General features: G+C 59.1%; 25 protein-coding genes, 1 tRNA gene and 1 pseudogene. 19 read left to right on the top strand and 8 right to left on the bottom strand.

Going from position 1 to position 23530, the window contains the following annotated elements; all coding sequences use genetic code 11:
- Window positions 1-52 precede the first annotated feature (52 nt).
- Window positions 53-129, top strand: a tRNA-Met gene (locus tag ACQZ5G_RS16145).
- Window positions 130-385: 256 nt separating this feature from the next.
- On the opposite strand, the pseudogene ACQZ5G_RS16140 reads toward ACQZ5G_RS16145, so the two are convergent.
- Window positions 386-895 (bottom strand): annotated as a pseudogene (locus ACQZ5G_RS16140) (DDE-type integrase/transposase/recombinase); the annotation flags it as partial.
- A gap of 222 nt (window positions 896-1117) precedes the next feature.
- On the opposite strand from ACQZ5G_RS16140, the gene ACQZ5G_RS16135 reads away from it, so the two are divergent.
- The 4 genes from ACQZ5G_RS16135 to ACQZ5G_RS16120 all read left to right on the top strand — a co-directional run bounded on the left by ACQZ5G_RS16135 (window position 1118) and on the right by ACQZ5G_RS16120 (window position 5100).
- Window positions 1118-2089 carry a Bug family tripartite tricarboxylate transporter substrate binding protein gene (locus ACQZ5G_RS16135; RefSeq protein ID WP_448736369.1) on the top strand — a complete coding sequence of 324 codons (972 nt, stop codon included), beginning with the start codon at window positions 1118-1120 and terminating at the stop codon, window positions 2087-2089.
- Window positions 2090-2141: 52 nt separating this feature from the next.
- Complete coding sequence (locus ACQZ5G_RS16130; RefSeq protein WP_448736370.1) at window positions 2142-2615, top strand: tripartite tricarboxylate transporter TctB family protein; 474 nt, start codon at window positions 2142-2144, stop codon at window positions 2613-2615.
- A gap of 7 nt (window positions 2616-2622) precedes the next feature.
- A complete protein-coding gene (locus ACQZ5G_RS16125) occupies window positions 2623-4122 on the top strand; it encodes a tripartite tricarboxylate transporter permease (RefSeq protein WP_448736371.1) in 1500 nt (499 codons plus the stop codon).
- Window positions 4123-4215: 93 nt separating this feature from the next.
- On the top strand, window positions 4216-5100 hold the full coding sequence (locus tag ACQZ5G_RS16120) for a GntR family transcriptional regulator (RefSeq protein ID WP_003520635.1): 885 nt from the start codon (window positions 4216-4218) through the stop codon (window positions 5098-5100).
- Between the two features lie 6 nt (window positions 5101-5106).
- On the opposite strand, the gene ACQZ5G_RS16115 is transcribed toward ACQZ5G_RS16120, so the two are convergent.
- Window positions 5107-6171: a lactonase family protein gene (locus tag ACQZ5G_RS16115; RefSeq protein ID WP_448736372.1), complete on the bottom strand. Its 1065-nt coding sequence runs from the start codon at window positions 6169-6171 to the stop codon at window positions 5107-5109.
- A gap of 138 nt (window positions 6172-6309) precedes the next feature.
- Between ACQZ5G_RS16115 and ACQZ5G_RS16110 the strand changes: the two genes are divergently transcribed.
- The 12 genes from ACQZ5G_RS16110 to ACQZ5G_RS16055 all read left to right on the top strand — a co-directional run bounded on the left by ACQZ5G_RS16110 (window position 6310) and on the right by ACQZ5G_RS16055 (window position 18579).
- Entirely contained in the window at window positions 6310-7656 is a 1347-nt protein-coding gene (locus tag ACQZ5G_RS16110) for an MFS transporter (RefSeq protein WP_174024264.1), read from the top strand.
- A 13-nt stretch (window positions 7657-7669) separates the two neighbouring features.
- Entirely contained in the window at window positions 7670-10297 is a 2628-nt protein-coding gene (gene acnA / locus ACQZ5G_RS16105; protein ID WP_448736373.1) for an aconitate hydratase AcnA, read from the top strand.
- Window positions 10298-10310: 13 nt separating this feature from the next.
- Window positions 10311-11069: a transporter substrate-binding domain-containing protein gene (locus tag ACQZ5G_RS16100; protein ID WP_448736374.1), complete on the top strand. Its 759-nt coding sequence runs from the start codon at window positions 10311-10313 to the stop codon at window positions 11067-11069.
- 665 nt (window positions 11070-11734) lie between these two features.
- A complete protein-coding gene (locus tag ACQZ5G_RS16095; RefSeq protein WP_448736375.1) occupies window positions 11735-12142 on the top strand; it encodes a low affinity iron permease family protein in 408 nt (135 codons plus the stop codon).
- 104 nt (window positions 12143-12246) lie between these two features.
- Window positions 12247-12864 carry a flavodoxin family protein gene (locus tag ACQZ5G_RS16090; RefSeq protein WP_448736376.1) on the top strand — a complete coding sequence of 206 codons (618 nt, stop codon included), beginning with the start codon at window positions 12247-12249 and terminating at the stop codon, window positions 12862-12864.
- A gap of 272 nt (window positions 12865-13136) precedes the next feature.
- A complete protein-coding gene (locus ACQZ5G_RS16085; RefSeq protein ID WP_448736377.1) occupies window positions 13137-13454 on the top strand; it encodes a PepSY domain-containing protein in 318 nt (105 codons plus the stop codon).
- Between the two features lie 27 nt (window positions 13455-13481).
- Window positions 13482-14090, top strand: a complete 609-nt coding sequence (locus tag ACQZ5G_RS16080) for a general stress protein (protein ID WP_003520644.1) — start codon at window positions 13482-13484, stop codon at window positions 14088-14090.
- Between the two features lie 67 nt (window positions 14091-14157).
- A complete protein-coding gene (gene katE / locus ACQZ5G_RS16075; protein WP_448736378.1) occupies window positions 14158-16302 on the top strand; it encodes a catalase in 2145 nt (714 codons plus the stop codon).
- Window positions 16303-16344: 42 nt separating this feature from the next.
- Window positions 16345-16845, top strand: a complete 501-nt coding sequence (locus ACQZ5G_RS16070; protein WP_448736379.1) for a YciE/YciF ferroxidase family protein — start codon at window positions 16345-16347, stop codon at window positions 16843-16845.
- A gap of 76 nt (window positions 16846-16921) precedes the next feature.
- Window positions 16922-17581, top strand: coding sequence for a DUF6766 family protein (locus ACQZ5G_RS16065; RefSeq protein ID WP_448736380.1), 660 nt, complete (start codon window positions 16922-16924; stop codon window positions 17579-17581).
- A gap of 10 nt (window positions 17582-17591) precedes the next feature.
- Complete coding sequence (locus ACQZ5G_RS16060; RefSeq protein ID WP_448736381.1) at window positions 17592-18215, top strand: cysteine hydrolase family protein; 624 nt, start codon at window positions 17592-17594, stop codon at window positions 18213-18215.
- Window positions 18216-18381: 166 nt separating this feature from the next.
- Window positions 18382-18579: a hypothetical protein gene (locus ACQZ5G_RS16055; protein ID WP_377311262.1), complete on the top strand. Its 198-nt coding sequence runs from the start codon at window positions 18382-18384 to the stop codon at window positions 18577-18579.
- Between the two features lie 21 nt (window positions 18580-18600).
- Here the strand turns inward: ACQZ5G_RS16055 and ACQZ5G_RS16050 are convergent, their stop codons facing one another.
- Complete coding sequence (locus tag ACQZ5G_RS16050) at window positions 18601-18831, bottom strand: hypothetical protein (RefSeq protein WP_003520650.1); 231 nt, start codon at window positions 18829-18831, stop codon at window positions 18601-18603.
- A gap of 397 nt (window positions 18832-19228) precedes the next feature.
- On the opposite strand from ACQZ5G_RS16050, the gene ACQZ5G_RS16045 reads away from it, so the two are divergent.
- Window positions 19229-19753, top strand: a complete 525-nt coding sequence (locus ACQZ5G_RS16045) for a sigma-70 family RNA polymerase sigma factor (protein ID WP_149741291.1) — start codon at window positions 19229-19231, stop codon at window positions 19751-19753.
- Window positions 19754-20228: 475 nt separating this feature from the next.
- On the opposite strand, the gene ACQZ5G_RS16040 is transcribed toward ACQZ5G_RS16045, so the two are convergent.
- The 3 genes from ACQZ5G_RS16040 to ACQZ5G_RS16030 all read right to left on the bottom strand — a co-directional run bounded on the left by ACQZ5G_RS16040 (window position 20229) and on the right by ACQZ5G_RS16030 (window position 21738).
- Window positions 20229-20456, bottom strand: coding sequence for a hypothetical protein (locus tag ACQZ5G_RS16040; RefSeq protein WP_003520654.1), 228 nt, complete (start codon window positions 20454-20456; stop codon window positions 20229-20231).
- A 124-nt stretch (window positions 20457-20580) separates the two neighbouring features.
- Window positions 20581-21363: a Crp/Fnr family transcriptional regulator gene (locus tag ACQZ5G_RS16035; protein ID WP_448736382.1), complete on the bottom strand. Its 783-nt coding sequence runs from the start codon at window positions 21361-21363 to the stop codon at window positions 20581-20583.
- A gap of 15 nt (window positions 21364-21378) precedes the next feature.
- Complete coding sequence (locus ACQZ5G_RS16030) at window positions 21379-21738, bottom strand: hypothetical protein (protein ID WP_003520657.1); 360 nt, start codon at window positions 21736-21738, stop codon at window positions 21379-21381.
- Between the two features lie 320 nt (window positions 21739-22058).
- Here ACQZ5G_RS16030 and ACQZ5G_RS16025 point away from each other — a divergent pair, with 320 nt between their 5' ends.
- Window positions 22059-22244, top strand: a complete 186-nt coding sequence (locus tag ACQZ5G_RS16025) for a hypothetical protein (RefSeq protein WP_244432149.1) — start codon at window positions 22059-22061, stop codon at window positions 22242-22244.
- Window positions 22245-22268: 24 nt separating this feature from the next.
- Here the strand turns inward: ACQZ5G_RS16025 and ACQZ5G_RS16020 are convergent, their stop codons facing one another.
- Entirely contained in the window at window positions 22269-22604 is a 336-nt protein-coding gene (locus ACQZ5G_RS16020; RefSeq protein WP_448736383.1) for a hypothetical protein, read from the bottom strand.
- 85 nt (window positions 22605-22689) lie between these two features.
- Window positions 22690-23352 (bottom strand): UdgX family uracil-DNA binding protein, encoded by a 663-nt coding sequence (locus tag ACQZ5G_RS16015; protein WP_448736384.1) that lies wholly within the window; start codon window positions 23350-23352, stop codon window positions 22690-22692.
- Window positions 23353-23530: the final 178 nt, after the last annotated feature.

Raw genomic sequence — 23530 nt, 5'->3', positions numbered from 1 at the left:
CCAAATCAAGAGGCCGCAAATGCGGCCTTTGTGCTATAATAAAACCAGTCAACGCGGGGTGGAGCAGCCCGGTAGCTCGTCAGGCTCATAACCTGAAGGTCGTTGGTTCAAATCCAGCCCCCGCAACCAAAGTTTACGATGACTATCAAGACTTTAAGCGGCCTCCCTCGGGAGGCCGAAGTCGTTTTTACCCCTAGCACAACGCTTGCACAAATCCCGAGGCCGATTTGACTGTTCCCTTGAGGTCGTGATTCCCTGTTCCCATATCGAAGACGGAAACAAACAGGGGCCGGTATGGCGAGCCACGAAATCCTCGGAGGGAAGGTCAACGTTTACCGGCGCGGGGGACTGACTTGAGTGCTCCCCGTTTCACCGGACAGGTCGGCTAGATTGATTTAGCCCTGATGAACTGCCGAGGGGAAGCCATCTTGAGCGCGGAATGTGGATGGATTTCGTTGTAGTCCTCGATCCATCCGTCGATGAGCCGGAGGGCCGTTTGGGCATCCGGTAGTGCCGAGATGCGGATGTAATCCCGCTTCAGGGTTTTAACGAAAGCCTCTGACATTCCGTTCGACTGCGGGCTGGCCACCGGCGTGAAGCAGGGCGTTAAATTGAGTGCCTGGGCAAATAGCCTGGTCTCCCGTGCTGTATAAGCCGAACCGTTGTCCGAGAGATGCTCGATAGCGTGCGGGGTTCGGGTTGCTGCGAACCGCTTTTCGACGGCCTCCAGCATCATGTCGCGCACGTCTGAGCCGGAAATACCCGCATTGGCGACCGCCGTCCAAGCGATCATCTCGCGGTCGAAGGCTTCGATGATGAAGGCGAGACGAATGACCTCTCCATTCCAGCAGGTGAACTCCAGACCGTCCGAACACCGGCGCAGGTTGGAGCGCATAGCGGGTGTTGTTGGGTCACCGTAACAAGGCCGAGCTTGTTGCGTAGGTATCCGATGAGGGCCGTGCGTTATGCCATTTGAGAGTCGACAGCAGATAGTCGGCTGCGATCAATCGCTTCACAAAGAAGCACGTAATAGCTATTTACTTTTATGATTATATAATGCAGTTTCTCCACGTCATACCCATGGAGGTGGGTTCACGCGATAAGGAGGATCGTCGCAATGCTTCATCTCAGAAAATTTCTCGTGGCTGCAACGGTCGCCGCCACTGCCGCGATGTCGGGGGCGAGTGTCACAATGGCGCAGGGCCTCGAGTTCACCATCACCGCTCCGGCCGGCGCCGGTGGCGGGTGGGACTCGGCATCCCGCTCACTCCAGGAAGTCATGATGGCCACGGGTGCCGCAAAGAGCGTGCAGGTCGTCAACGTTCCGGGTGCCGGCGGCACGGTCGGGCTGGCGCAGTTCGTGGGGTCGGCAAAGGGCAGTCCCAAGCAGCTCCTCGTTGCGGGCATTACCCTTGTCGGCGCCAGCATATCGAACAAGTCGCCCGTGGATCTTACGCAGATCACGCCGGTCGCCCGCCTGACAGGCGATCCGCTCGTCATCGTCGTTCCCAAGGACTCCCCGATCCAAACCACGAATGACCTGCTCAAGGCCATCAAGACCGACGTTGCCAAGACCATCTGGGTCGGCGGGTCCGCCGGGGGCGCGGACCACATCCTCGCTGCGCTGGTCACGAAAGCCGCTGGCGAAGATCCCGCGAAGATCAACTACGTTGCCTATTCCGGTGGCGGTGAATCTCTGGCGGCCATGCTTGGCGGGCAGGCGACGGCAGGCGTTTCCGGTTACGGTGAATGGGAAGGCCAGATCAAATCCGGCGATCTCCGCGCTCTGGCTATCTCCTATCCTGAGCCTATCGAAGGAATCGAGGCCAAGCCGCTGAAGGTACAGGGCCTTGATATCGAACTCGTCAACTGGCGCGGAGTTTTCGCCGGTCCCGGCGTCGAGGGCGCTGACCTTGAGGCTATCGAGGCTGCCGTAGACAAGACGGTAAAATCCGAACAGTGGCAGGCCGTTCTCAAGACGCGCGGCTGGACCGACTACTACGCGCCATCCGGCGAATTCAAGACGTTCATCGGCTCGGAGACCGAGCGCGTGCACGGCATTCTGAAGTCCATCGGCCTCGCCGACTGATTTCTCCCAAGACCGGGATGCCCGTCTGCGGCATCCCGGCGACGAGGAAACAATGACCAGCAAACCAGCTTTTATCCATAACCGCCCCGCGGCGGTCATTGCCATCGTGCTTTTCGCCATCGCCGCCGTGACCTACTGGGACGCAAGCCGAATGGTCGTAAGGGCCACATACGGAATGAGCGCCACCGCGGCTTCATATTTCGTTGCGATTCTGTTCGCAATTCTGGCGGCCGGCCATTTGATCAGCGCGTTCAAGCCGAATGATGTCGGGAACGAGGAAGTCGACTGGAAGGCCGTCGGTTGGATCGGTCTCGCCCTGTCGGGACTGATCACGTCCATCTGGGCAGGGGGCGGGTTCATTCTGGGATCGACGCTGCTTTTCGCCTTCACGGCGCGCGCCTTCGGCCGCAAGGCATTCGTCACCGATATTTGTCTTGGGGGGATCCTCGGCATCGTCATCTTCCTTCTTTTCAACAAGCTTCTGACGCTCGCGTTGCCCACGGGCCCGCTTGAGCGGCTGTTCTGAGGTCGCCATGGACACCCTCATCTATCTTTTCCAGGGCTTCGCCATTGCCATCGATCCCGCGAACCTCATCTACGCGGCAATCGGGGTCATCATAGGCACGGCGGTCGGCGTGCTTCCCGGTATCGGCCCGGCGCTGACGGTCGCGCTTCTGCTTCCCGTCACTTTCAAACTCGATCCCGGCGGCTCCATCATTATGTTCGCGGGCATCTATTATGGCGGGATGTACGGTGGTTCGACGACCGCGATCCTTCTGAATACGCCCGGGGAAAGCGCGTCAGTGGTGACCGCGCTCGAAGGCAATCAGATGGCGCGCAGGGGAAGGGGCGGTCCGGCGCTCGCCACGGCCGCAATCGGATCCTTCGTCGCGGCCCTGATCGCAACGGTTGGCCTCGCATTTCTCGCGCCGGTCCTCGTTAAAGTCGCGGTCAAGTTTGGGCCGTGGGACTATTTCGGCCTCATGCTGATTGCGTTCGTCACTGTTTCGGCGACGTTCGGATCGTCGCCGCTACGTGGTCTGACGAGTTTGGCGTTTGGCCTCTGGCTCGGTCTTATGGGCATCGACCAGCTTACGGGCCAGGCACGCCTGACCTTCGGCGTCCCTGAACTTCTCGACGGGGTTGAGGTGACGACGCTCGCGGTCGGTCTGTTCGCCATAGGAGAAGCCCTGATCGTGGCTTCCCGGCATCTCTACAAGCCGGAAAAACCGATCCCGGTGAAGGGATCGGTCTGGATGACGAAGGAGGACTGGAGCCGGTCGTGGAAGCCCTGGTTGCGCGGAACCTTCATCGGTTTCCCGATCGGCGCGCTGCCGGCAGGCGGCGCAGAAATCCCGACATTCCTCAGCTACAACATCGAAAGGAAGCTGTCCCGCAAACCCGAGGAATTCGGCGAAGGCGCGATTGAGGGCGTTGCAGGCCCCGAAGCGGCGAACAATGCCTCCGCGGCAGGAACGCTCGTGCCGTTGCTCACGCTTGGCCTGCCTACGTCCGCGACGGCAGCCGTGATGCTTGCGGGATTCCAGCAATATAACATTCAACCGGGACCGCTCCTTTTTGCTCAGCACGCCGATCTCGTGTGGGGCCTCGTTGCGAGCCTGTTCATCGCCAACGTGATGCTGCTGGTGCTTAATTTGCCGCTGGTTGGCCTTTGGGTCAGGCTGCTGAAAATCCCGCTTCCATGGCTTTACGCCGGAATTCTGGTCTTCGCGTCAATGGGAACGATTGCGGCGAATCCATCCGTCGTCGAACTGCTCTTGCTGACCGGATTCGGTGTCGTCGGATTCCTCATGCGGCGTTTCGACTATCCGATCGCCCCTGCCGTCGTTGGCCTTATCCTTGGTCCTCTTGCCGACAGTGCATTACGTCGCTCGCTTCAGATGAGCCTCGGCGATCCGATTGTCTTCTTGCAACATCCGAGTTCGGCCATCATGATCGGGATCGCGGTCGTTGCTCTTGTCGCACCGTTCATCTTCCGCGGACTGTCACGTTTCCAGCAGGACGAGGATTGATTGGTGGCCGGCGACCCATCGCGCTATGGTAACATGGCGCGATGTTCCGTAAGAGGACATCGCGACCATGCGATGAACAGGACAGGGCGGCGGATGGCTAGGAAAAGCCTGGTACCACAGATCAGCAGCAACATCGTCGAGTATGTACAGACGAACCGCATGCAACAGGGCCAGCACCTGCCATTGCAGCTGCTGGCTGATACGTTCCGGGTTTCGCGTGCGCCGATCCTGAGCGCTCTCCAGAAACTCGAAGGAGATGGCATCGTACGGGCCGAGCCAAACAGGGGCTACTTCCTTGCCGTCGACGCTGAAAATATCGCGCTTGAAACCGCCAACGACGATATGGACGCGGCGGGCGACGAGGCGATCTACTTCCGTATGGCCGAAGACCGTCTGTCGGGCAAGCTTGAGGAGCGCGTCAGCGAAAACGAGTTGATGCGCTTCTACGACGTTCCCAGAACCCGTCTCCTGAAAGTTCTGCACCGCATCGCTGACGAAGGCTGGATCGAGCGACTGCCGGGGAATGGGTGGGCGTTCCGCCAGGCTCTGACGTCCAGACAGAGTTACGAGGATGGATATGCATTCCGGGCCGTGATCGAGCAGCAGGCGATGCTGTTGCCGACGTTCGAGCCTGACGTCGAGGGCTTGAAGCGCGCCCGCGAGGTCCAAACCGCCTTGCGCGACGGTGGCTTCGAGACCTGGTCGCGTGCCGATATCTTCAAGGCCAACAACGAATTCCATGAGATGCTCGTCGCATGCTCCCGCAACGAGTTCTTCCTCGACTCCATCAAGCGGATCAACAGGCTTCGCCGCCTCATCGAATATCACATCACCATCGACCGCAGCCGCCTGCCGAAGCAGACGGCGGAACATCTCCATATCCTCGATCTCGTCGAGGACGGGCGACGAAACGAGGCTGCGGCGTTTCTATTCACCCACATCATGGGCGCGAGCCGCATCAAGACCCCGAAGGTCTGACGTCCATCAGTCCAGCGCCTTGAAGACGATGCAGACAGGGCTCCCGACCGAGAGCACCTCATCCCTCGCAGACAGGCGACCGGTCATTGCGTCTATGTCGAACGCGGTCACGGTGTCCGAATCCTCGTTTGCCGCAAGAAGGACGCCGTTTGGAAGGATTGTGAAAAATCTCGTTGTCTTTCCGCCGGTCGCCCAATGTCCGGCGAGACGCATGTGGCCGGAACGGTCCAGCTCGAAGACCACGATGGTGTCGCTGCCGCGATTGCTGGCATAGACGAACCGTCCGTCGCCCGAGACCGCGATTTCGGCAGCGCGGCTGTTTCCGGTGAAGGTGTCGGGAAGGGTCGAGAGTATCTGGAAGGGTGAGAGGCGTCCGTTGTCGGGATCGAAGCGGTACGCGGTGACAGTTGAGTCGAGCTCGTTGACAACATAGGCGAGGCGGCGGTTGGAGTGGAACGCGATGTGTCTGGGACCCGAGGTTTCCCGCGTGGCGCAGGCGCTCGCTTTCCGCAAGGTTCCGCGCGCCGTGTCGATCTCGTAGATGAGGACGGTGTCGGTACCCTTGTCCGGGACCGCGATCCACCGGCCACTCGGATCGAATTCCACCTGGTGAGGCTTGGGCATGGGCTGCTCGACGCGATGCGGGCCGATTTCCCCGGTAACTGCGGCAAGGTCACAGACCTCCCCCAGAGATCCGTTCTCGAGGCGCGGAAGAAGGGCGATCGATGACGTAACGTGATTTGCGATGACGAGGTATCGGTTCGTCGGATCGAAGGAGAGATCGACCGGATTGCGTCCCCGTGTCGATTGCGTTCCCAGTGGCGTCAGCTTGCCCGTCGACCGTTCGATCGAGAATGACGTCACCCGATCCGAGTCGCCGTGGACGGTGTGCAGGAACTGGCCGGTTCGATCGAATGCCAGGAAGGACGGGTTTTCCATCTCGAGGAGCTGAAGGTGTTCCCAATGCATGCCGTTGCGAAGACGGTACACGTTGAGGCCGTTGCCGCGCGCGTTGCGTTGCCGCGTTGTTCGCGCGCCGACATAAACGACCAGGTCGCCGCGATTTTCCATTTCTCAGGTCTCCTCCGTATGGCCCAGCACCTGATAAACCGATCCTTCAAAAATCGCAATTGCATTTTATAATTATAATATGTAAACAATGGTCGTGCCTTGGGAGGCAAGCGACATAAACACCTTTGGGAGGGAGCCATGACGCTCACCGATACGAGCACGCTTGAGAAGACGACCACGCGTAAAGTCTTCTGGAGAATCGTGCCCTACTGTTTCATCCTCTATGTCATTTCCTATCTGGATCGCGCCAATCTCGGATATGCGGCCCTCGAGATGAACAAGGATCTTGCCCTTTCCGCCGAAGCTTTCGGCTTTGCGGGGGGGATCTTCTTCATCGGCTACTTCCTGTTCGAGGTTCCGAGCAACGTCGCCCTCCAGAAATACGGTTCGCGCATCTGGATTTCGCGTATTCTGCTTACCTGGGGTGCGGTTGCGGTCCTGACGGGCTTCGTTCAGGAAGCCTGGCAGCTCTATACACTCCGCTTCCTCCTCGGCGTCGCGGAAGCAGGCTTCTTCCCCGGTATCATCATCTATCTCACCTACTGGTTCCGCGCCAAGGAACAGGCGACGACGGTGGCGTTCTTCACCGCCGCTATCCCGGCTTCCTATCTGTTCGGCGCCCCGCTCAGCACCTGGATCATGGACAACGTGAACTGGTTCGGACATGCAGGCTGGCGCTGGATGCTGGTGCTCGAAGGGTTGCCCGCGATCCTGGCCGGCGTCTTCAACTACTTTTACATGACAGATCGCCCGGAGAAGGCGAAGTGGCTGACCGAGGACGAGCGCAACTGGCTGGTCGGCGAGCTTGCCCAAGACCATAACAAACGCAAGAACGTCCAGCATCTTGGGCTGTGGGCTGCGATCTCCAACCCGAAAGTGCTTTTCCTGTCAGCGATCTATTTCATCTATCAGGTCGGCAACCTTGGGATCGGTCTCTGGATGCCCCAGATCATCCAGAGCTTCGGTAAGTCGCTAACGCACACCCAGATCGGCCTCGTCGCCATGATTCCCTATGCGATCGCCACGGTCGCCATGGTCCTGTGGTCCAGGAGTTCCGACCGCACGGGCGAGCGGCAAAAGCACAGTGCCGTACCGCTCCTGATCGGAGGATTCGCGTTGGCCGCTACAGGCCTGACACACGATCCCTATGTCGCGATCGGCCTGATCTCGGTGGCGCTCGCAGGCATCTATGCGTTCAAATCGCCGTTCTGGTCGTTGCCGGGTCTTTTCCTGTCACGTTCGACGGCGGCGGTATCGATTGCGGCGATCAACTCGATCGGCAACCTCGGCGGATTCGTCGGACCCTACGCGATGGGTTGGGCTAAAACGGCGACAGGCAGCCCGCTCGGCGGCCTTTTGTTCCTGGCGGTGCTTCTCGTGATCTCGTTCTTCATGACATGGTTCATGCGCTTCCCGGCTCCCGACGCCGATGACAGTCCGACCGGACAGTTCCACGCCGGCCGTACGTCCTCCCGCAAAGCCTGAATGGAAAAACAGCATGCGCACCACATTCGACATCAACGGCGTCAGCCACGACATCATCGATCTTCCGGCCGAGGCCGGTGATTGTCTGGTGCGCATGCCTTATATCCATCGCATCCTGCTGGAGAACGTCCTCCGTACGGCAGGTGATGACGCCTTTCGTGCCAAGGACGCTATGCTCGCCTGGCTCGAAACGGGCCAGAGCGATGTCGAAATCCCCTTCCTGCCGAACCGGGTGCTGATGCACGACACGACATGCGGGCCCGCGCTCGTGGATATCGCCGGAATGCGCTCGGCGCTCGCCGAGGCAGGCGGCGATCCGGCCCTGCTCAACCCCGTCGTTCCCGTCGATGTCTCCACCGATCACTCGGTCGCCGTCGATGCTTTCGGGACTTCGGCGGCGCTCGCGCGCAACATGGAGCGGGAGTATGAACGTAATGCCGAGCGCTATAGTTTCATGAAATGGGCGACCAACAGCCTTGCCGACTTCCGGGCGCATCCGCCGGGAACCGGGATCATGCATACGCTCAATCTCGAACGGCTTGCGACGGTCGCGACGTCGGTGCAGCGCGACGGCAGGCTGTGGGCCATGCCGGACACGCTGATCGGGACGGACAGTCATACGCCGATGATCAATGGCATTGGCGTGCTGGCCTGGGGTGTCGGCGGGCTGGAGGCGGAAAGCGTTTTCTTCGGCATGCCTGTCGCCCTTCGCGTTCCCGATGTTGTCGGCGTCCGGCTGACGGGCGCGCTGAGGGAGGGCGTTCTTGCAACCGATCTGGCGCTTGTCGTTACCCATCTGCTCCGCCAGATCGACTTGCAGGACAAGTTCGTCGAGTTCTATGGCCCGGGCGTGTCGAACCTCACGGCGGGCGACCGTGCGGTCGTCGCCAACATGACGCCCGAGTTCGGGGCGAATAGCGGCTATTTCCCGATCGACCGCCAGTCGGTCGACTACCTTCTCGCCACCGGGCGCAGGTCGGTACACGCCGCTTTCGTCGAGGCCTATGCGAAAAGGGTCGGCATCTGGTTCGATCCGAACGCCAATCCGCGCTACACGTCCACCCTCGATCTTGACCTGTCCAGCGTCGAACCCAGCCTCGCAGGCCCCCGTCGCCCGCAGGACCGGATTGCAGTCAGCGAAACCCGTAGCGCAATCGCGGGAATGAAAAAGAACGGCGGCGCTCCTTCCGTCGAGGGTGAACCGAACGACGGTTCGGTCGCGATCGCGGCCATCACAAGCTGTACCAACACGTCCGATCCGCGCCTGTTGATCGCTGCCGGACTTCTAGCCCGCAAGGCGAAGGCCTATGGGCTTCGCCCTCCGCATTGGGTTAAGACATCCACCGCTCCCGGTTCGCCGACGGCGGAGCGTTATCTCGTGCGGGCAGGGCTTTTGTCCGATCTCGAATCCGTCGGCTTCGGTATCGTGGGTTACGGCTGCACGACATGTATCGGCAATTCCGGCCCGCTGACCGAGCCGGTCGCGGATGCGATGGCCAAGCGTGGCATCCTTCCGGTCGCCGTGCTTTCGGGGAACCGCAACTTTCCCGGGCGCGTCCATCCCCAGCTTGAGGCCGGGTTCCTCGCCTCGCCACCAATGGTCGTGGCCTTCGCGCTCGCCGGGACCGTCGAACTCGATATCATGAAGGATCCGATCGGGGTTTCGCAGGACGGCACGCCGGTGACGCTCTCCATGCTGTGGCCGAGCGCCGTGGAGATCGACGAAGCCCTGGCTGCCGCATCCAAGATCGAGGACTTCGCGCCCGCCTACGATGCCGCCGAAGCGAGCAAGGCGTGGAAGGAGCTTCCGGCTCCAACGACGACGCTGTTTCCCTGGGACGAGACATCCACTTACATCCGCCGTCCGCCATTTGCGAGTTTCGGCAAGGGCACCAAGCTCGGAACCTATGAGGCGCATCCGATCCTCGTTGTTGGCGATGACATCACGACCGACCATATTTCACCGGCCGGGGCGATCCCCGCAAAGGGCGATGCCGGGCGCCATCTGATCGAACGCGGGGAAAATCCCTTCGACCTCAATGTCTTCTCGTCGCGGCGCGGCAACTGGGAAGTGATGATCCGCGGCCTGTTCACCAACAAAACGGTGCGCAATCTTCTCGGCCACGATATTCCCCCCGGTTCCACCATTCACGCCGGATCGGGCGATGTCCTGTCACTCTGGGACGCGGCGCAACGATACCAAGCCGAGGGCAGGTCCGTGGTCGTGGTGGCAGGCGAGCGTTATGGGATGGGTTCTTCTCGTGACTGGGCAGCCAAGGGTGTGGCGCTTCTCGGTGTTCGCGCTGTGCTTGCAACCAGCTTTGAGCGCATTCACCGCTGGAACCTGATCGGCATGGGCGTGCTGCCCCTACGGTTACCGCAAGGCGTCAAGCCCGCTGACCTCGACATCTCGGCCGATGATGTCGTCGTGATTGACGCCGATCCACAGACCATGACACCACGTTGCGATGTGACCGTGACAATACGCAAGGTGGATGGCACTTCGACGACCCTGGATGCCGTGGCGGCAATCGAAACCAGTGCGGAGGTCGGCATTCTTCGGGCAGGCGGCGTGCTGCCGCTCATCCTCAAGCAATTGCTGAACAGGCCGGGTCGGAAGGCATCCGGGCGGGACGCGTGATCGGAGAAGCGAAATGACAGACATCGACATCGCCAAAGTGCGACGCGCAATCGCTCCCTCGGGTACGTTGCGGACGACGATAAACGTCGGGAATCCGATCCTCGCAAGCCGGAAAGACGTGCCGGGAGGCGTCGCAGGCGTTTCCGTCGATCTCGCCCGGACGCTGGCCGAACGTCTGGACGTACCACTCGAACTTGTCGTTCTGGAGTCAGCGGGTAAGGCAGTCACCGCCGTTGAGGAAGGCCGTGCCGATATCGGCTTTTTCGCTCGCGATCCCACGCGCGCGCAACTGATTGCGTTTACTGCCCCCTATGTGCTGATCGAGGGCTGTTATCTTGTCCGAGACGGCTCGCCGATCTCCGAAATGAAAGACATTGATGTTGCCGGCCGTAGGGTGGTTGTGGGCAAGGGCAGCGCCTACGACCTCTATCTTACACGAGAACTTCGACACGCCACGATCGAGCGCGCCGCGACGTCCCCCACCGTCGTCCAGCATTTCCTGGAAATGTCAGCCGACGTCGCTGCGGGCGTTCGTCAGCAACTCCAGCAGGACGCGGACCGGTTCGGTGGACTACGGCTTCTGCCCGGCCGCTTTATGGTGATCGAGCAGGCGATGGGAGTGGCACGGACTCATGGCCCGGTGGCGGAGAACTATCTGACCGCGTTTGTGGAAAGCTTCAAAGCCGAAGGTCTGGTTGCCGGTTTCCTGAAAGCGAATGGCGTGGATGCGGTCTCGGTGGCTCCGCTGACAGTAGATGTCATATCATCCTGATCTTAATGTTAGCATTTTGCGGAGCACAAGTATCCTCGCGATTTGCGGAGCCGAACTCGTGATGTCCCTGACCAAGATTTGCAGCATTTTTGGACCGACGGAAGGATTATTCGCCGCTTCGATTACCGATCGATCGCCTAGGCTTGCCAGAGCCGTCGACAATACCCTAGCGGTCCTTGATGGTTCGAGCGGACTATTGAAAAGCCAATCAATGTCCTCCTGCTTAAGACGAATGGTCTTGGTCAGAAACCGATCTGCATCGGAAGGCGGTATTTCATCCGTGACGATGCTTCTTACGGTCCGCAAGGCGATATCGTCGGGGATAGCGCCACTCAATACGTCATCGAACTCGGGATAGGCCAATTCCGTTTGGCGGACGACCTCGACAATACGTTCAACTCAATGCTCCTCTGAACTGGCGCGCAAGATACTCGCCAACAAGGGCGCGACAAGCGTTAAGCGAACTTAGTCCCGCTTTGTCCTAATGCATAAGCAAAGTTGGAGGCTGCTCACTTCCGTCTGGCCTCTAACCTCGGAACCATCTGCTTTTTCCTTTGTTAGTGCCAACCTAAACGCAGCGCACGTTGTCGAGCCGACGCTCTTAGACAATATGACATGTGTGTTTTTGCGTCGGAATCGGTGTAAGCGGTAAGGTGCAGCACGCTATGAACAAGTTCTTCACCCTTTTTGCCAGCCGTACCGCGTCCTTTTCAGGCTCGCCCACTGCGTTTGTCGTCGCGCTTGGCGCGATCATCGTCTGGGGAACAAGCGGGCCGCTGTTTGGCTTTTCGGAGGTCTGGCAACTGGTCATCAACACGGGCACGACCATTGTCACCTTCCTCATGATTTTCCTCGTGCAGAATTCGCAGAACCGGGATTCCGCAGCGATGGAAGCAAAGCTGGACGAGCTTTTGAGGGCTGTTGAGCAGGCACGCGCGGATTTTATCGGGATCGAGCATCTCACGGAAGAAGAAATCGAGGAGATTCGTGCCCGGCTGGAAAAGGAAAACGGACCTGAAGGCGAGAAGCCGCCTCCGCATCACGCCATGGCGCGACTGCTGTCCCGGCGTTAGGTCAGACGGTTTGCCAGCTGGCGGCGGCGGTGGCCGTCTCCTGTCGCCGGGACATAGTCACCTACACCAACATGCGGCAAAGCCCGCTGACAGAAGGAGCTATCATGTCTCTCAAGGTCCTCGCATTGAATGCGACACTCAAGTCTTCCACGTCGGCAGAGCCGTCGTCGACCGAAAAACTGCTGACATTGATCCTTCGGGAACTCGGCGATCATGATGTGCAAACCGAGATAATCAGGCTTGCCGATCATGACATCGAGGCCGGCGTTACGTCCGATGAAGGCGAGGGGGACGCCTGGCCGGCCATCCGTCAAAAGATCGTCGCAGCCGACATTCTTCTGTTTGGAACGCCGATATGGCTCGGACAGCCTTCGAGCGTGTGCAAAAGAGCGCTGGAGCGCATGGATGCATTTCTGGACGAAACCGACGAACAGGGCCGTATGGTGTCCTATGGCAAGGTCGCCGCGGCGGCGGTCGTGGGGAATGAGGACGGCGCCCACCATGTTTCGGCGGAACTTTTCCAGGCCCTGAATGATGTCGGCTTCACTATTCCTGCAAATGCGGTTGCCTACTGGGTAGGGGAGGCAATGGGTTCGAAGAATTTCGTCGATCTCGATGAAACGCCGGACGCCGTTAAAACCATGGTCAGCATGCTTGTGCGCAACACGGTGCACCTGGCTCTGCTCCTTAAGAACAGTCAATATCCGGGCGACAAGGACTGACGTTATAAGGGCGGCACTGCCGGCTTGTCCGCCAAGGACGTCGTATAAAACGGCTGCTACCCCTCAGCCCCATACCCCGACCGGCGTCTCGGGTAAGGCGGTCATCATATGAGGCGGCATTCTCCCCTGCCGATAATTATTTTCGGAACTCTCTGCATGTCGGTTTGTTCGAGAGGCGTTCATGCCGGCCTGAGATGGGTTTCCCGTCTCTCGGAGGAAAATTCCCGAAAGGGAGGCTCGCAATCCATGATCCTAGCGGAGGAAAAATCCACATGAAGAAAACTGTTTTCGTTGTGTTGCTCTTAGGCGGCGGTGCGCTGTCGGCTTTCGCCCAGCAGACCCCAACCGCCAATCCGGGTGGCGATACGCCGGCTGTCGCGACACCGGGCGCCAATAATACGACGGCTCCGGTGGAGGGCGCCAACAGCTTCACTGAAGCGCAGGCCAAACAGAGGATGGAAGAGGCCGGGTACACGCAGGTCAAGAACCTGACGAAAGACGACAAGGGTGTGTGGATGGCATCGGGCATGAAGGGCGGCAAGACCGTGGCCATAGCGCTCGATTATCAGGGCAACGTCGTCGCCAAGTGAGGCGCGCAGGATTTTGGGAGAAGTGACATGAGAACCGTAACCGGACTTTTCGACGACTATGATGATGCAAGCGCCGCCGTCTCGGAACTGGAAAGAGCGGGCGTGCCGTCAAGCGATATCAGCATCGTCGGCAGCAATGCCGACAGGCGGCATGGAGAGGATTCAGATTCCAACGCAGCGGAGGGTGCCGGCACAGGCGCCGGCATCGGCGCGCTTGTGGGTGGCGCCGGCGGTCTGCTGACGGGGCTTGGATTGATGGCGATCCCGGGCGTGGGGCCGGTGGTTGCAGCGGGCTGGCTTGCCGCAACGGCAGTCGGGGCAGCGGGCGGTGCTGTCGCCGGTGGCGCTGCCGGCGGGCTTATCGGAGCCATGACCCGCTCGGGCGTTTCCGAAGAGGATGCCAATCTTTACGCCGAAGGGGTGCGCAGGGGCGGTACGCTGGTGACCGCCCGAGTGGAAGATAACCTGGTGCCGGAGGCGGAGGCCGTGCTCAAGCGGCAGGGCTGGGTCGACCCCGCGGAACGCCGCGCGGCCTATCGCGAACAGGGCTGGACGGGCTTCGACGAGGCGTCGAGGCCCTATGCGCCGGAAGACGTTGAACAGGAGCGGAACCGGTATCGCCCCTCAGCAATTTGACGTTCTCACCCGTCAACCCGGGGGCATGGTCTGTCATGCCCCTGGTCAACGCCTTGCAGGAGCTGACATGGCCAGAAAACCAGATTCCACCTCATCATCCGCCACTGCCACCATTCACGACCAGAAGCTTGTTCGGGGAGCCGGCGGCGAACTGCATCAGACTGCTGCCGGCGACGAGCCCGTGCTGACGACCGCTCAGGGCGGGCCGGTAGCGGATGACCAGAACTCTCTTCGAGTTGGTCCTCGCGGCCCGCTTGTCGTGGATGATTTCCATTTCCGCGAGAAGATTTTCCATTTCGATCACGAAAGAATCCCCGAGCGCGTGGTTCACGCCCGTGGCTATGGAGCCCATGGCTACTTCGAGACCTATGAATCCCTTGCCGCCCATACCAGGGCCGATCTGTTTCAGCGTGCGGGCGAAAAGACCCCGGCCTTCGTGCGGTTCTCGACCGTCGCCGGCAACAAGGGGTCGGCCGACCTCGCGCGGGATGTGCGCGGTTTCGCCGTGAAGCTCTACACCAGGGAGGGTAACTGGGATCTCGTCGGCAACAACATTCCCGTCTTCTTCATTCAGGATGCGATCAAGTTTCCGGATCTCATCCATGCCGCCAAGCAGGAACCTGATCGCGCCTTTCCACAGGCGCAAACCGCGCATGACACCTTCTGGGATTTCATCAGCCTCACGCCCGAAAGCATGAACATGGTCATGTGGATCATGTCCGACAGGACCATTCCGCGCTCCTTCCGGTTCATGGAAGGTTTTGGGGTGCACACCTTCCGCTTCATCAACGCGAAGGAGCAATCGACCTTCGTGAAGTTTCACTGGAAGCCGAAGCTCGGATTGCAGTCGGTGGCGTGGAACGAGGCGGTCAAGATCAACGGCGCCGATCCCGATTTTCACCGGCGCGATCTTTGGGCGGCGATCCAGTCCGGCAATTTTCCGGAATGGGAGCTGCAGGTTCAGCTTTTCGATCAGGATTTCGCCGATAGCTTCGATTTCGATGTTCTCGACCCCACCAAGATCATTCCCGAGGAGATATTGGCGCCGAAACCGGTCGGCCGGCTTGTCCTCGACCGTATGCCGGACAACTTCTTTGCCGAAACCGAACAGGTGGCGTTCATGACGCAGAACGTGCCGCCGGGCATCGATTTCAGCAATGATCCGCTGCTGCAGGGCAGGAATTTTTCCTATCTCGATACGCAGCTCAAGCGTCTCGGCGGGCCGAACTTCACGCATCTGCCCATCAATGCTCCCAAGTGTCCTTTCGCGCATTTCCAGCAGGACGGCCATATGGCGATGCGCAATCCGACCGGACGGGCGAATTATCAGCCCAATTCCTTCGGGGAAGGGCCAAGGGAATCGCCGTCGCGTGGATTCCAGCATTTCCCTGCGGAGGAGCAAGGCGCCAAGGCAAGGTTGCGGCCGGAAAGTTTCGCCGATCACTACAGCCAGGCGCGCCAATTCTACATCAGCCAGACGCCACCCGAGCAGCGCCATATCGCATCGGCGCTCACCTTCGAACTCAGTAAGGTAGAAACTCCCGTCATTCGCGAGAGAATGGTCGCGCATCTTCTCAATATCGACGAAACGCTTGCCGCGACGGTGGCGCAGAAGCTCGGCCTGCAAGCCATGCCGAAACCGGCGGATGCCGCCATGCCAACCCGTCAGGATCTGGAGCCGTCGCCGGCGCTCAGCATCGTTCAACGGGGTCCCAAACGGTTCGAGGGTCGCAAGCTCGGCATTCTCATTACCGACGGCGTAGACGCTAAACTGCTGAAGGGGCTGACCAAAGCGGTCGAGGCAGAAAAAGCTGTCTTCGAGCTTATCGCGCCCAAGGTCGGCGGGGTAACGGCGTCGGACGGCACCTTTGTCGAGGCACATCACATGATTGATGGCGGGCCTTCGGTGCTTTTCGATGCGGTGGCGCTGCTGACATCGGCGGCGGCCATCGATGAGCTGATCAAGGAGGCAACTGCGCGGGATTTCGTCGCCGATGCGTCCCAGCACTGCAAATTCATTGGCTACGACCAGTCGGCGCTGCCGTTACTGGAAAAAGCGGGAATTGCCGATGTCATGGATGAAGGCATGCTGCCATTGCCGGGTGAAGGAGGACTGGCTGCCTTCGTGTCAGAGCTCGGCAAACTTCGAGTCTGGGCGCGCGAACCGTCGCTCAAACTCGGCAAGGCCTCCGTGCCCGTCGATAAACGGTGAAACACCCACTCTCACTCACCACCAAGCAACAGGAGACTAAAAATGGCTGAGAAGACATTGGAAGACCTTTTCCTCGATACGGTGAAGGATATTTATTTCGCGGAACGCCAGATTCTCAAGGCGCTTCCGAAAATGGCGCGGGCTGCGCAGTCAGCGGATTTAAAGGCGGCATTCGAAAAGCACAGGGACGAGACCGAGGTCCACGTGGAGCGATTGCAGAATGTCTTCGATTTGCTCGGCAAGCCGGCACGCGGCAAGACCTGCGAGGCGATCCAGGGCATTATCTCGGAAGGCGAGGAAATCATGGAGGAGTTCAAGGGCTCGCCAGCGCTCGATGCCGGACTGATTTCTTCGGCGCAGGCCGTGGAGCACTACGAGATTACCCGTTATGGCACCTTGAAGACGTGGGCGGTCGAACTCGGCATGAAGGAAGCGGCGAAACTGTTCGAGCAGACGCTGGGCGAGGAAAGCGCAACGGATACGGCTCTCTCGTCGCTTGCCCAGGCACGCGCAAACGTGAAGGCCAAATCCAAGGCGGCGTGAGCCGTCATGCGGACGTGCCGCTGATATTGGCGGCACGTCCAATTTTGCAGTTGTCTCTTTCATGCGAGGCTGAACCATGAGGCTGTTTCGCGACAATGGATTGACGATTGTCCTTGTCCTGACTTCCCTGTTGACGATCGGTGGCATGCTCGCGACCGGCTGGGCTGTTTACAACGAGGAGCTTGCGCAGCATCAGGCGGTGCCCCTGACGCTTCTTTCCTACGCAAAGAGCGGCCATTTTCTTTCCGCCCTGTTCGAAAACTGGGAGAGCGAATTCCTCCAGATGTCGGCGTATGTCATGCTGACCGCGTTTCTTTTTCAGAGAGGCTCGTCGGAATCCAAAGACCCCGATAAAGGTGCATCGCAGGACGAAGATCCCGCACAAAAAGCAGATGATCCCGAGGCGCCCTGGCCGGTGAAAGCAGGGGGATTTATCCGCACCCTCTATTCCTATTCTCTGGGATTGGCGCTGTTCTTCCTTTTCATCGTCAGTTTTGTTCTCCATCTGAAATACAGCGCTGACGCAGGGGCAGTGGAAGCCGCCGTGCACGGTGAGCCCGAGACAACGCTATTTGCGCATCTGGGAAGTGTAGAGTTCTGGTTTGAATCCTTTCAGAACTGGCAATCGGAGTTTCTTTCGACCGCGGTTCTCGTCGTTCTCTCCATCTTCCTGCGCTTCCGCGGGTCGCCGGAATCGAAGCCCGTTGCCGCTCCTCACAGTGAGACCGGCGGATAGGGAGGAGGAATTGATCGAGTTTTCTGCCGAGGGAGACTGGCGGCACCTGTGCGTCGACATGCAACGCGTTTTCGCCGAGGATACGCCATGGCATGTCGAATGGATGGACCGCATCAGCGAAGAGGTGGAGGCTGTGGTTCAAGGCGATCCCGCCCGATGCATCTTCACCTGTTTTGTGCCGCCGAAATCTGTCGAGCAGGCCCCCGGTGCATGGCGGGCCTATTATGAAAAGTGGCCGATGATGACGCAGCAGTCGCTGGCCCCGGAATTGACTGGTGTTATACCAGCGCTATCGCGCTACATCCCGCCCGCCCGTATCTTTCGTAAAAGCGTGTACTCCCCCTGGCAGCATGGAGGCCTTGGCGACCTCCTGCGGGAGGAACGGGTTTCAACCCTGGTGATTACCGGCGGCGAAACAGATGTCTGCGTTCTCGCTACCGTTCTGGGAGCGATAGACCAGGGTTTTTACGTCATTCTGGTCGAAGACGCGCTTTGTAGCGGAAGGGATGCGACACACGATGCGGCGTTGAAGCTGCTGTCCGGCCGTTTTTCGACACAGTTGCAGGTGTGCGATACGCCGACCCTCCTTGCGGCGCTTCCCAGGCAATCCGCTCCGCGGTTCATGAGACCCTAATATCAGAATTGCTTCGGGCGATTAGCGGAAGCAGCCAGCGGTCTGTCACATAGGTTCCAGGCCGTTTTGATGATGTGGCGCACCGCATGTCTCCACCGAAGAAAAGGAACAAGCTTGCCCGAGCGAAGTTAGGCCGCCTATCTTCACACGAACCGGAGGCTCCACCGTGGCCCAAACCGTTGATCACGAAACCAGCAACAGCCTCAATATCGAGGCGGCCAGTCCCAAGGTGATTAAGATCATAGTGGGGGAGCGGACGGTTCTGGAGGGCGTGCTGAACACCGGCAGCGTCTTGAGAGTGCAGACAAAAGAAGGCGCCGAGCCACAATCCATCGAACTTGCGATCGAGGACCTGGCTCGGTGAAGGTTGTGGTGTGCGGCCGGATTAACCCTGGAAATTGCCATCGCTGGTATCCCGTTCGTCGTAGTTCAAATCCCAGTCCTTCTCGGGTTTCTTGACGCCGGGCGGCAGTTTGTTGACGGTTGCGTCGTCCGAACCGGTGATAACCCTTGGCTTCGCGCTCGCCACGCCGTTGTTTTTCGAGGTTTTCTTCCCGCGCGCAAATTGCGGTTCGCTGTCCTTGTGAATTTGCTTCAGCTTGTCGTTCTTGTTCATGACGTCCTCCTTGATCCCTCCCTAACAGTTTTACAGCACCGCTGTTCCCTCAATGCCTCAGCAAGATCGGAACCTCTCCATGACGCTGCGGTTACCCGACAAGGACACCCAGCCGGAGCCCGGTACTGACGATGCCCGTTCCGGTGATAGTGAAGAAAGCCGCCGGGACCGGGAACAGGCGAGAAAGAACGCGGCACGCATGATCGAACAGAGGTGGCGGAGGCAACCGCCCGGGCGCGCGGATGAGGTCTGAAACCAACTCCTATCTAAAGCATCGCGCGTGCCTGCGGTTTTCCAATCGACGCCGTCGAAATCCTCATTGATTTCGCCATTGTACGTTGGCGTACAGCAACCAAGCGTCTGCCGGGACATTTCCCCATGGTGAAAGGATGGGAAAATGGCCAAGCACGCTGTGAGTGGAGTTTCCGGAAACACATTGAGTGAAGCGCAGCTGGAGGTGTTGCGCATCGGTATTGCGGAGTTGGCGCCGGCCCTGACGGCTTTTGCGCGCCGCTTCGTCAGAAATGAGGAGGATGTTGACGATCTCGTTCAGGAGACGATGTTGCGGGGGCTTCGGGCTCTGCATGGTTTTACCCCCGGCACGGCGTTGAAATCATGGCTCTTCACAATTTTGCGCAACACGTTCTGCACCCGCTACAAGGTGTCGAGGCGTGAATGCGTCGGCTTGCCGGTCGGTATCGAGCAATCCATGTCTACCCCTGCCAGCCAGGAATGGCGTGTGCAGCATCAGGAGGTCATGCGGGCTATCCGTCATCTCGACAAGGACCAGAAGAAAGCTCTGCTGCTCGTGGCGGCAGGGACGAGTTATTCCGATGCCGCCGCCATCTGCGGCTGCCGGGTGGGCACCATCAAAAGCCGCGTCAACAGGGCGAGGGAGTCGCTACGTCGAAATCTGGACTGAGTGCTGGTGACAGCCAGCCACCTGCCGTAGACAGGCGGGCGCTACCTGTCCTGCTGGTGACCTTGATGTGTCGTGTTTATCTTTATGTTTGCCTGCCTCCCGGTCTGGGTTGAAACCTTCTGTTCCTTGACGGCGGAGGCTTCTTCCGTGTTCAGACGGTCGTTGTCGCCGGGTCCTTGCTGGCTTCTGTTCTCTTCTGGAATGGGGAGTGTTTTCCTGGTCATGTTGTACCTCGTGCGGCATGAGTTCAGTGGAGCGACCCGAACCATGCTTGCGCAGGTTTGTTCCCCCGTCCGTCGACGCCTTTCATATTGCAGGCGAGTGGCGCCACGGATGGATGAATGGGAAACCGGAACGCATCATTCTGCCCTTGGGCGTGACGAGGTACGCGATTTTCCGAAACCGCAGAGGGACGCCCTTCCAGACGTCATCGAACCTGAGACCAAGGCGAGAGATAACGCGTAAGGCTGGAAAATCAGCCGACAAGCAATTTGGTTCGAAAATAGAGAGTTGCCAGCCGCTGAAGTTTCAGGGGATCGACAACGCCGCGATCATACATTTTCAGGACATAGCGGGCGACGTCTGCCCGGCACAAAGCCGGGTCGCGTTCTGCGGACAGAACATTCTCGTAGGCTGTCTTAACGATGTTGATGTCTTCGTTCAGAAAAATTCCGGAACTCTGGTACTCGTGATTGGCGTACATTTCACCTCCTTGAAACGCGTCCTGCATTTCACAGCGTGAGGGAAGATGAATCCATACTATAGGGAAATGGCCAAACGTAAATGTCCGGAAGCGTACCGAACGCCGGTTGGGAAGACCGTCCCGTCTACCGAATTCCGCTGCTTTCGACAATGACGAGGTCGCCAAGCGGGATTTCGGACTGGTATTCGGGCAGAAAGCGGGCGAATACACGATTGCTTTCCTCTTCAGGCATACCGTAGAGATCGCGCGCATAGGTCTCGAGCATCTCGCGGTTCCTGATCGTAATTCTTCCCCTTTCGGAACGAATGAACCCATGGCTTTCGAGAACGTGGAGGGCGTCCGTTACACTTGCGCGCCTTACGGCCAGCATGGTGGACAAAAAGTCGTGGGTCAGTGGCAGATGATTGCCTTCTACCCGATCGTGGCACATCAGGAGCCATCGGGCGAGCCGCTCCGTTACGGACTGGGTGGCATTGGAAGACGCCGTGTATTCCACCTGCGTTCTTGAGATGTGCAGGGCACAGACAAGGATGTCGAAAAAGACCCGATATTTTTCAAGAAGCGCTTCAAACGACCGCATGTCCATGAAAAGGGCTTCGCCAGGAGCCTGTACCACGATTTCGGTCAGGTTTGTTTCCGCGCCAGCGACCGCCCCTGTCGGCACAAATCCCTCTCTCCCGACAAGTCCCGCTTCGGTTTTGCGTTCCGATTTGGTGACGACCACGACGGAGGCAATGCCGGATGACAAAAAGAAAACACGTTCGACGGGCGCGCCGGCGGATATCAACACATCGCCCAATGCGAGCTTGATGGGCTTACAGACGCCCGTTACTTCACGCCTGATGTCATCTGGCAGAAGAGAAAGCAGAAAGTTCGCTTCGCCATGGCCCTCGGCTTGCTTCAGCATAACACGTGCCTCGCTTTAATGTCTGATGCCCCCTCCTTGCGCCATCAAAGCGGAAACAATGTTTTCGATGTCTTCCGAACGTCCGGAGAGGACAAAAGGTCCCGGCTCGCTGTCAATAACCGTCTCTGGCACGAAAAAAAGATAAGGAATTGCCTCTTCGTCCAGTTGCTCGGTGAGACGCAGCATGACGTCCGCCTCGTAACGAACGTCAATAATCGCCGCGGCAAATTTGAGAGCGTCTTCACTTTCTATGAAGCTGGCGGAGTAGGGTCCCTCCAGGCCGATCTGGGCATGAAACCACGCCATTCGGATTTCCGATGTAACAGTATCTGTCATGCCGATGATTGCGATGGTGAGGCGTTTAACGGTCTGCATGCTTTACTCCTCGCACACCATCGGCATGCGTGTGCCTGTTCCCCCACCATAACGCCAGAGCAAGATGATTTCAGCCGCATGGTGGCGGAATTTATCAAATAAGCGCGAGGGGAGTGCTGCAGTGTCAGAAATTGATCCTGAAAAACAGCGGCCAATGCTCGAATTCGAGAGGTAATGATCTGATGGTGCAAGCTTCGTGCTGCGGAACAATTGCGGATGGATGGGGTTAGGCGCGGTGGCACATGAGGGAGTATCCGATGCACGCCAAAAATGAGGACATGGCTAACGCGCCGCGCGAAAGTATCAGGCCCGAGCAAGACATGAACAGACCATTGAGCGAAAGGCTCGATTCGAAATTCTCGCCCATCGGCATAGACGATGGTGATTTTCGCGGGCGCAAACGGACGTGGAAAACCATGATGGTCTACACGCTGGTCATATTCGCGCTCGCTGTTGCGATTGCACTCTATTTTCTGACAGGAACACATCCCGGCCGCGCCGTGTGAGGCGAGGCCGGCCCGCCATCCGGTCTATACTTTGCCGGCTGCCAGATCGAGGCCGCCGATCGATGGAAAGCAGACTTCTTCGCTTCTTCGCCGCAAGGGAATATCCACCTGATAGGGCACGGCCACCATCAACTGCAGGGAGGTGAGCAACCGGTTCGGCGCCGTGGTGTCGGTCAGGGTCAGATGGGCGGTCGCAGCAAGGCGTTCCGCCTCCTGCGTCGGGACCACATTGCTCTCCAGCAGCTTCGCAGCCGCCAAAGCCAGGTGGCGACTGGGGTAAACAGCCCTTACGACGTCAGAAACGACAACGGCCCACCCATTTTCATGCGCGATGATCTGGTATTCGATGCTCTTTTCCATGGTGTTCAAGCCTCCCTGTTCGGTCGCACCTAACCACGCTGGGAAAAGCTTGTTCCTGACATTGGGCGCGATTGCAGCAGGCCGGTTACGCTAACTTCGTCGCGCCAAGGATTTCGCCTATTTTATGCAGGTCGGAGACGAAGGCGCGGTGCTGTCGATCCGCCTCCTGCCGATCGCGAAGGCGCAGCAGATAAGACGGATGGATGGTGACGAGAAGGCGTGTGCCGCCCGCCGTCAAAAGAACATGCCCGCGTTCCTTCGTCACGCCGCTTGCGCGTCCCGTCAGCGCGTAAAAGGCCGTGGCGCCCATCGCCACGATAAGGTCTGGCTCGATAAGCCGCAATTCTGCACCCAGCCACCAGGCGCAGCGCTGCACCTCCCCGCCGTTCGGGCGGGCATGCAGACGTCGTTTCCCACGCTGCTCGAATTTGAAATGTTTTACGGCGTTGGTCACATAACATTGCGAACGATCCACACCCGCTTCTTTGAGGCATTCGTCGAGCAGGCGACCGGCCGGACCAACGAAAGGCCGTCCTTTCAGGTCTTCTTCATTGCCGGGCTGTTCGCCGACGAGGACAACGCGCGCCCGGGTGTCGCCGTCGCCAAAAACAAGCTGGGTGGCTTGCCTGTAGAGATCGCATCGTTCACAGCTTTCCGCTTCCTTGCGCAAAGCGCGAAGTGAGGGCGCGCCGGCGCTTTCGGGCTGGAAGGCGGGTGGCGGACGGTTTTTGCGCGTGCTTCGTGCCAAGGCGGTAGCTCCCCGCTGATACGGCCATCTCCCCCTTCCTTGACGGTTGGGGTCCACATACCCAATGGCCGGGTTTCGATGTATGATGCTGCCTGAAAAATGGGTCAAAATTTGAACTTGCGGCCATTCTGCGGTGCAGAACGATCCGTTCTACCAATTCGTACGGAAACGTACTCAC

The organism is Agrobacterium sp. 22-214-1 (assembly GCF_053522465.1).
The sequence above is the reverse complement of the archived record's forward strand: the minus strand, read 5'-3'. Positions and strand labels throughout refer to the sequence as shown.

Excerpts from the sequence above, each read along its gene's own strand:
- ACQZ5G_RS16030 (WP_003520657.1), bottom strand. The coding sequence starts at position 21,738 with ATGCAGACCGTTAAACGCCTCACCATCGCAATCATCGGCATGACAGAT.
- ACQZ5G_RS16110 (WP_174024264.1), top strand. The coding sequence starts at position 6,310 with ATGACGCTCACCGATACGAGCACGCTTGAGAAGACGACCACGCGTAAA.
- ACQZ5G_RS16045 (WP_149741291.1), top strand. The coding sequence starts at position 19,229 with ATGGCCAAGCACGCTGTGAGTGGAGTTTCCGGAAACACATTGAGTGAA.
- ACQZ5G_RS16120 (WP_003520635.1), top strand. The coding sequence starts at position 4,216 with ATGGCTAGGAAAAGCCTGGTACCACAGATCAGCAGCAACATCGTCGAG.
- ACQZ5G_RS16080 (WP_003520644.1), top strand. The coding sequence starts at position 13,482 with ATGAGAACCGTAACCGGACTTTTCGACGACTATGATGATGCAAGCGCC.
- ACQZ5G_RS16090 (WP_448736376.1), top strand. The coding sequence starts at position 12,247 with ATGTCTCTCAAGGTCCTCGCATTGAATGCGACACTCAAGTCTTCCACG.
- ACQZ5G_RS16035 (WP_448736382.1), bottom strand. The coding sequence starts at position 21,363 with ATGCTGAAGCAAGCCGAGGGCCATGGCGAAGCGAACTTTCTGCTTTCT.
- ACQZ5G_RS16095 (WP_448736375.1), top strand. The coding sequence starts at position 11,735 with ATGAACAAGTTCTTCACCCTTTTTGCCAGCCGTACCGCGTCCTTTTCA.
- acnA (WP_448736373.1), top strand. The coding sequence starts at position 7,670 with ATGCGCACCACATTCGACATCAACGGCGTCAGCCACGACATCATCGAT.
- ACQZ5G_RS16040 (WP_003520654.1), bottom strand. The coding sequence starts at position 20,456 with ATGTACGCCAATCACGAGTACCAGAGTTCCGGAATTTTTCTGAACGAA.
- ACQZ5G_RS16050 (WP_003520650.1), bottom strand. The coding sequence starts at position 18,831 with ATGAACAAGAACGACAAGCTGAAGCAAATTCACAAGGACAGCGAACCG.
- ACQZ5G_RS16085 (WP_448736377.1), top strand. The coding sequence starts at position 13,137 with ATGAAGAAAACTGTTTTCGTTGTGTTGCTCTTAGGCGGCGGTGCGCTG.
- ACQZ5G_RS16025 (WP_244432149.1), top strand. The coding sequence starts at position 22,059 with ATGAACAGACCATTGAGCGAAAGGCTCGATTCGAAATTCTCGCCCATC.
- ACQZ5G_RS16135 (WP_448736369.1), top strand. The coding sequence starts at position 1,118 with ATGCTTCATCTCAGAAAATTTCTCGTGGCTGCAACGGTCGCCGCCACT.
- ACQZ5G_RS16065 (WP_448736380.1), top strand. The coding sequence starts at position 16,922 with ATGAGGCTGTTTCGCGACAATGGATTGACGATTGTCCTTGTCCTGACT.
- ACQZ5G_RS16125 (WP_448736371.1), top strand. The coding sequence starts at position 2,623 with ATGGACACCCTCATCTATCTTTTCCAGGGCTTCGCCATTGCCATCGAT.
- ACQZ5G_RS16100 (WP_448736374.1), top strand. The coding sequence starts at position 10,311 with ATGACAGACATCGACATCGCCAAAGTGCGACGCGCAATCGCTCCCTCG.
- ACQZ5G_RS16070 (WP_448736379.1), top strand. The coding sequence starts at position 16,345 with ATGGCTGAGAAGACATTGGAAGACCTTTTCCTCGATACGGTGAAGGAT.
- ACQZ5G_RS16130 (WP_448736370.1), top strand. The coding sequence starts at position 2,142 with ATGACCAGCAAACCAGCTTTTATCCATAACCGCCCCGCGGCGGTCATT.
- katE (WP_448736378.1), top strand. The coding sequence starts at position 14,158 with ATGGCCAGAAAACCAGATTCCACCTCATCATCCGCCACTGCCACCATT.
- ACQZ5G_RS16020 (WP_448736383.1), bottom strand. The coding sequence starts at position 22,604 with ATGGAAAAGAGCATCGAATACCAGATCATCGCGCATGAAAATGGGTGG.
- ACQZ5G_RS16115 (WP_448736372.1), bottom strand. The coding sequence starts at position 6,171 with ATGGAAAATCGCGGCGACCTGGTCGTTTATGTCGGCGCGCGAACAACG.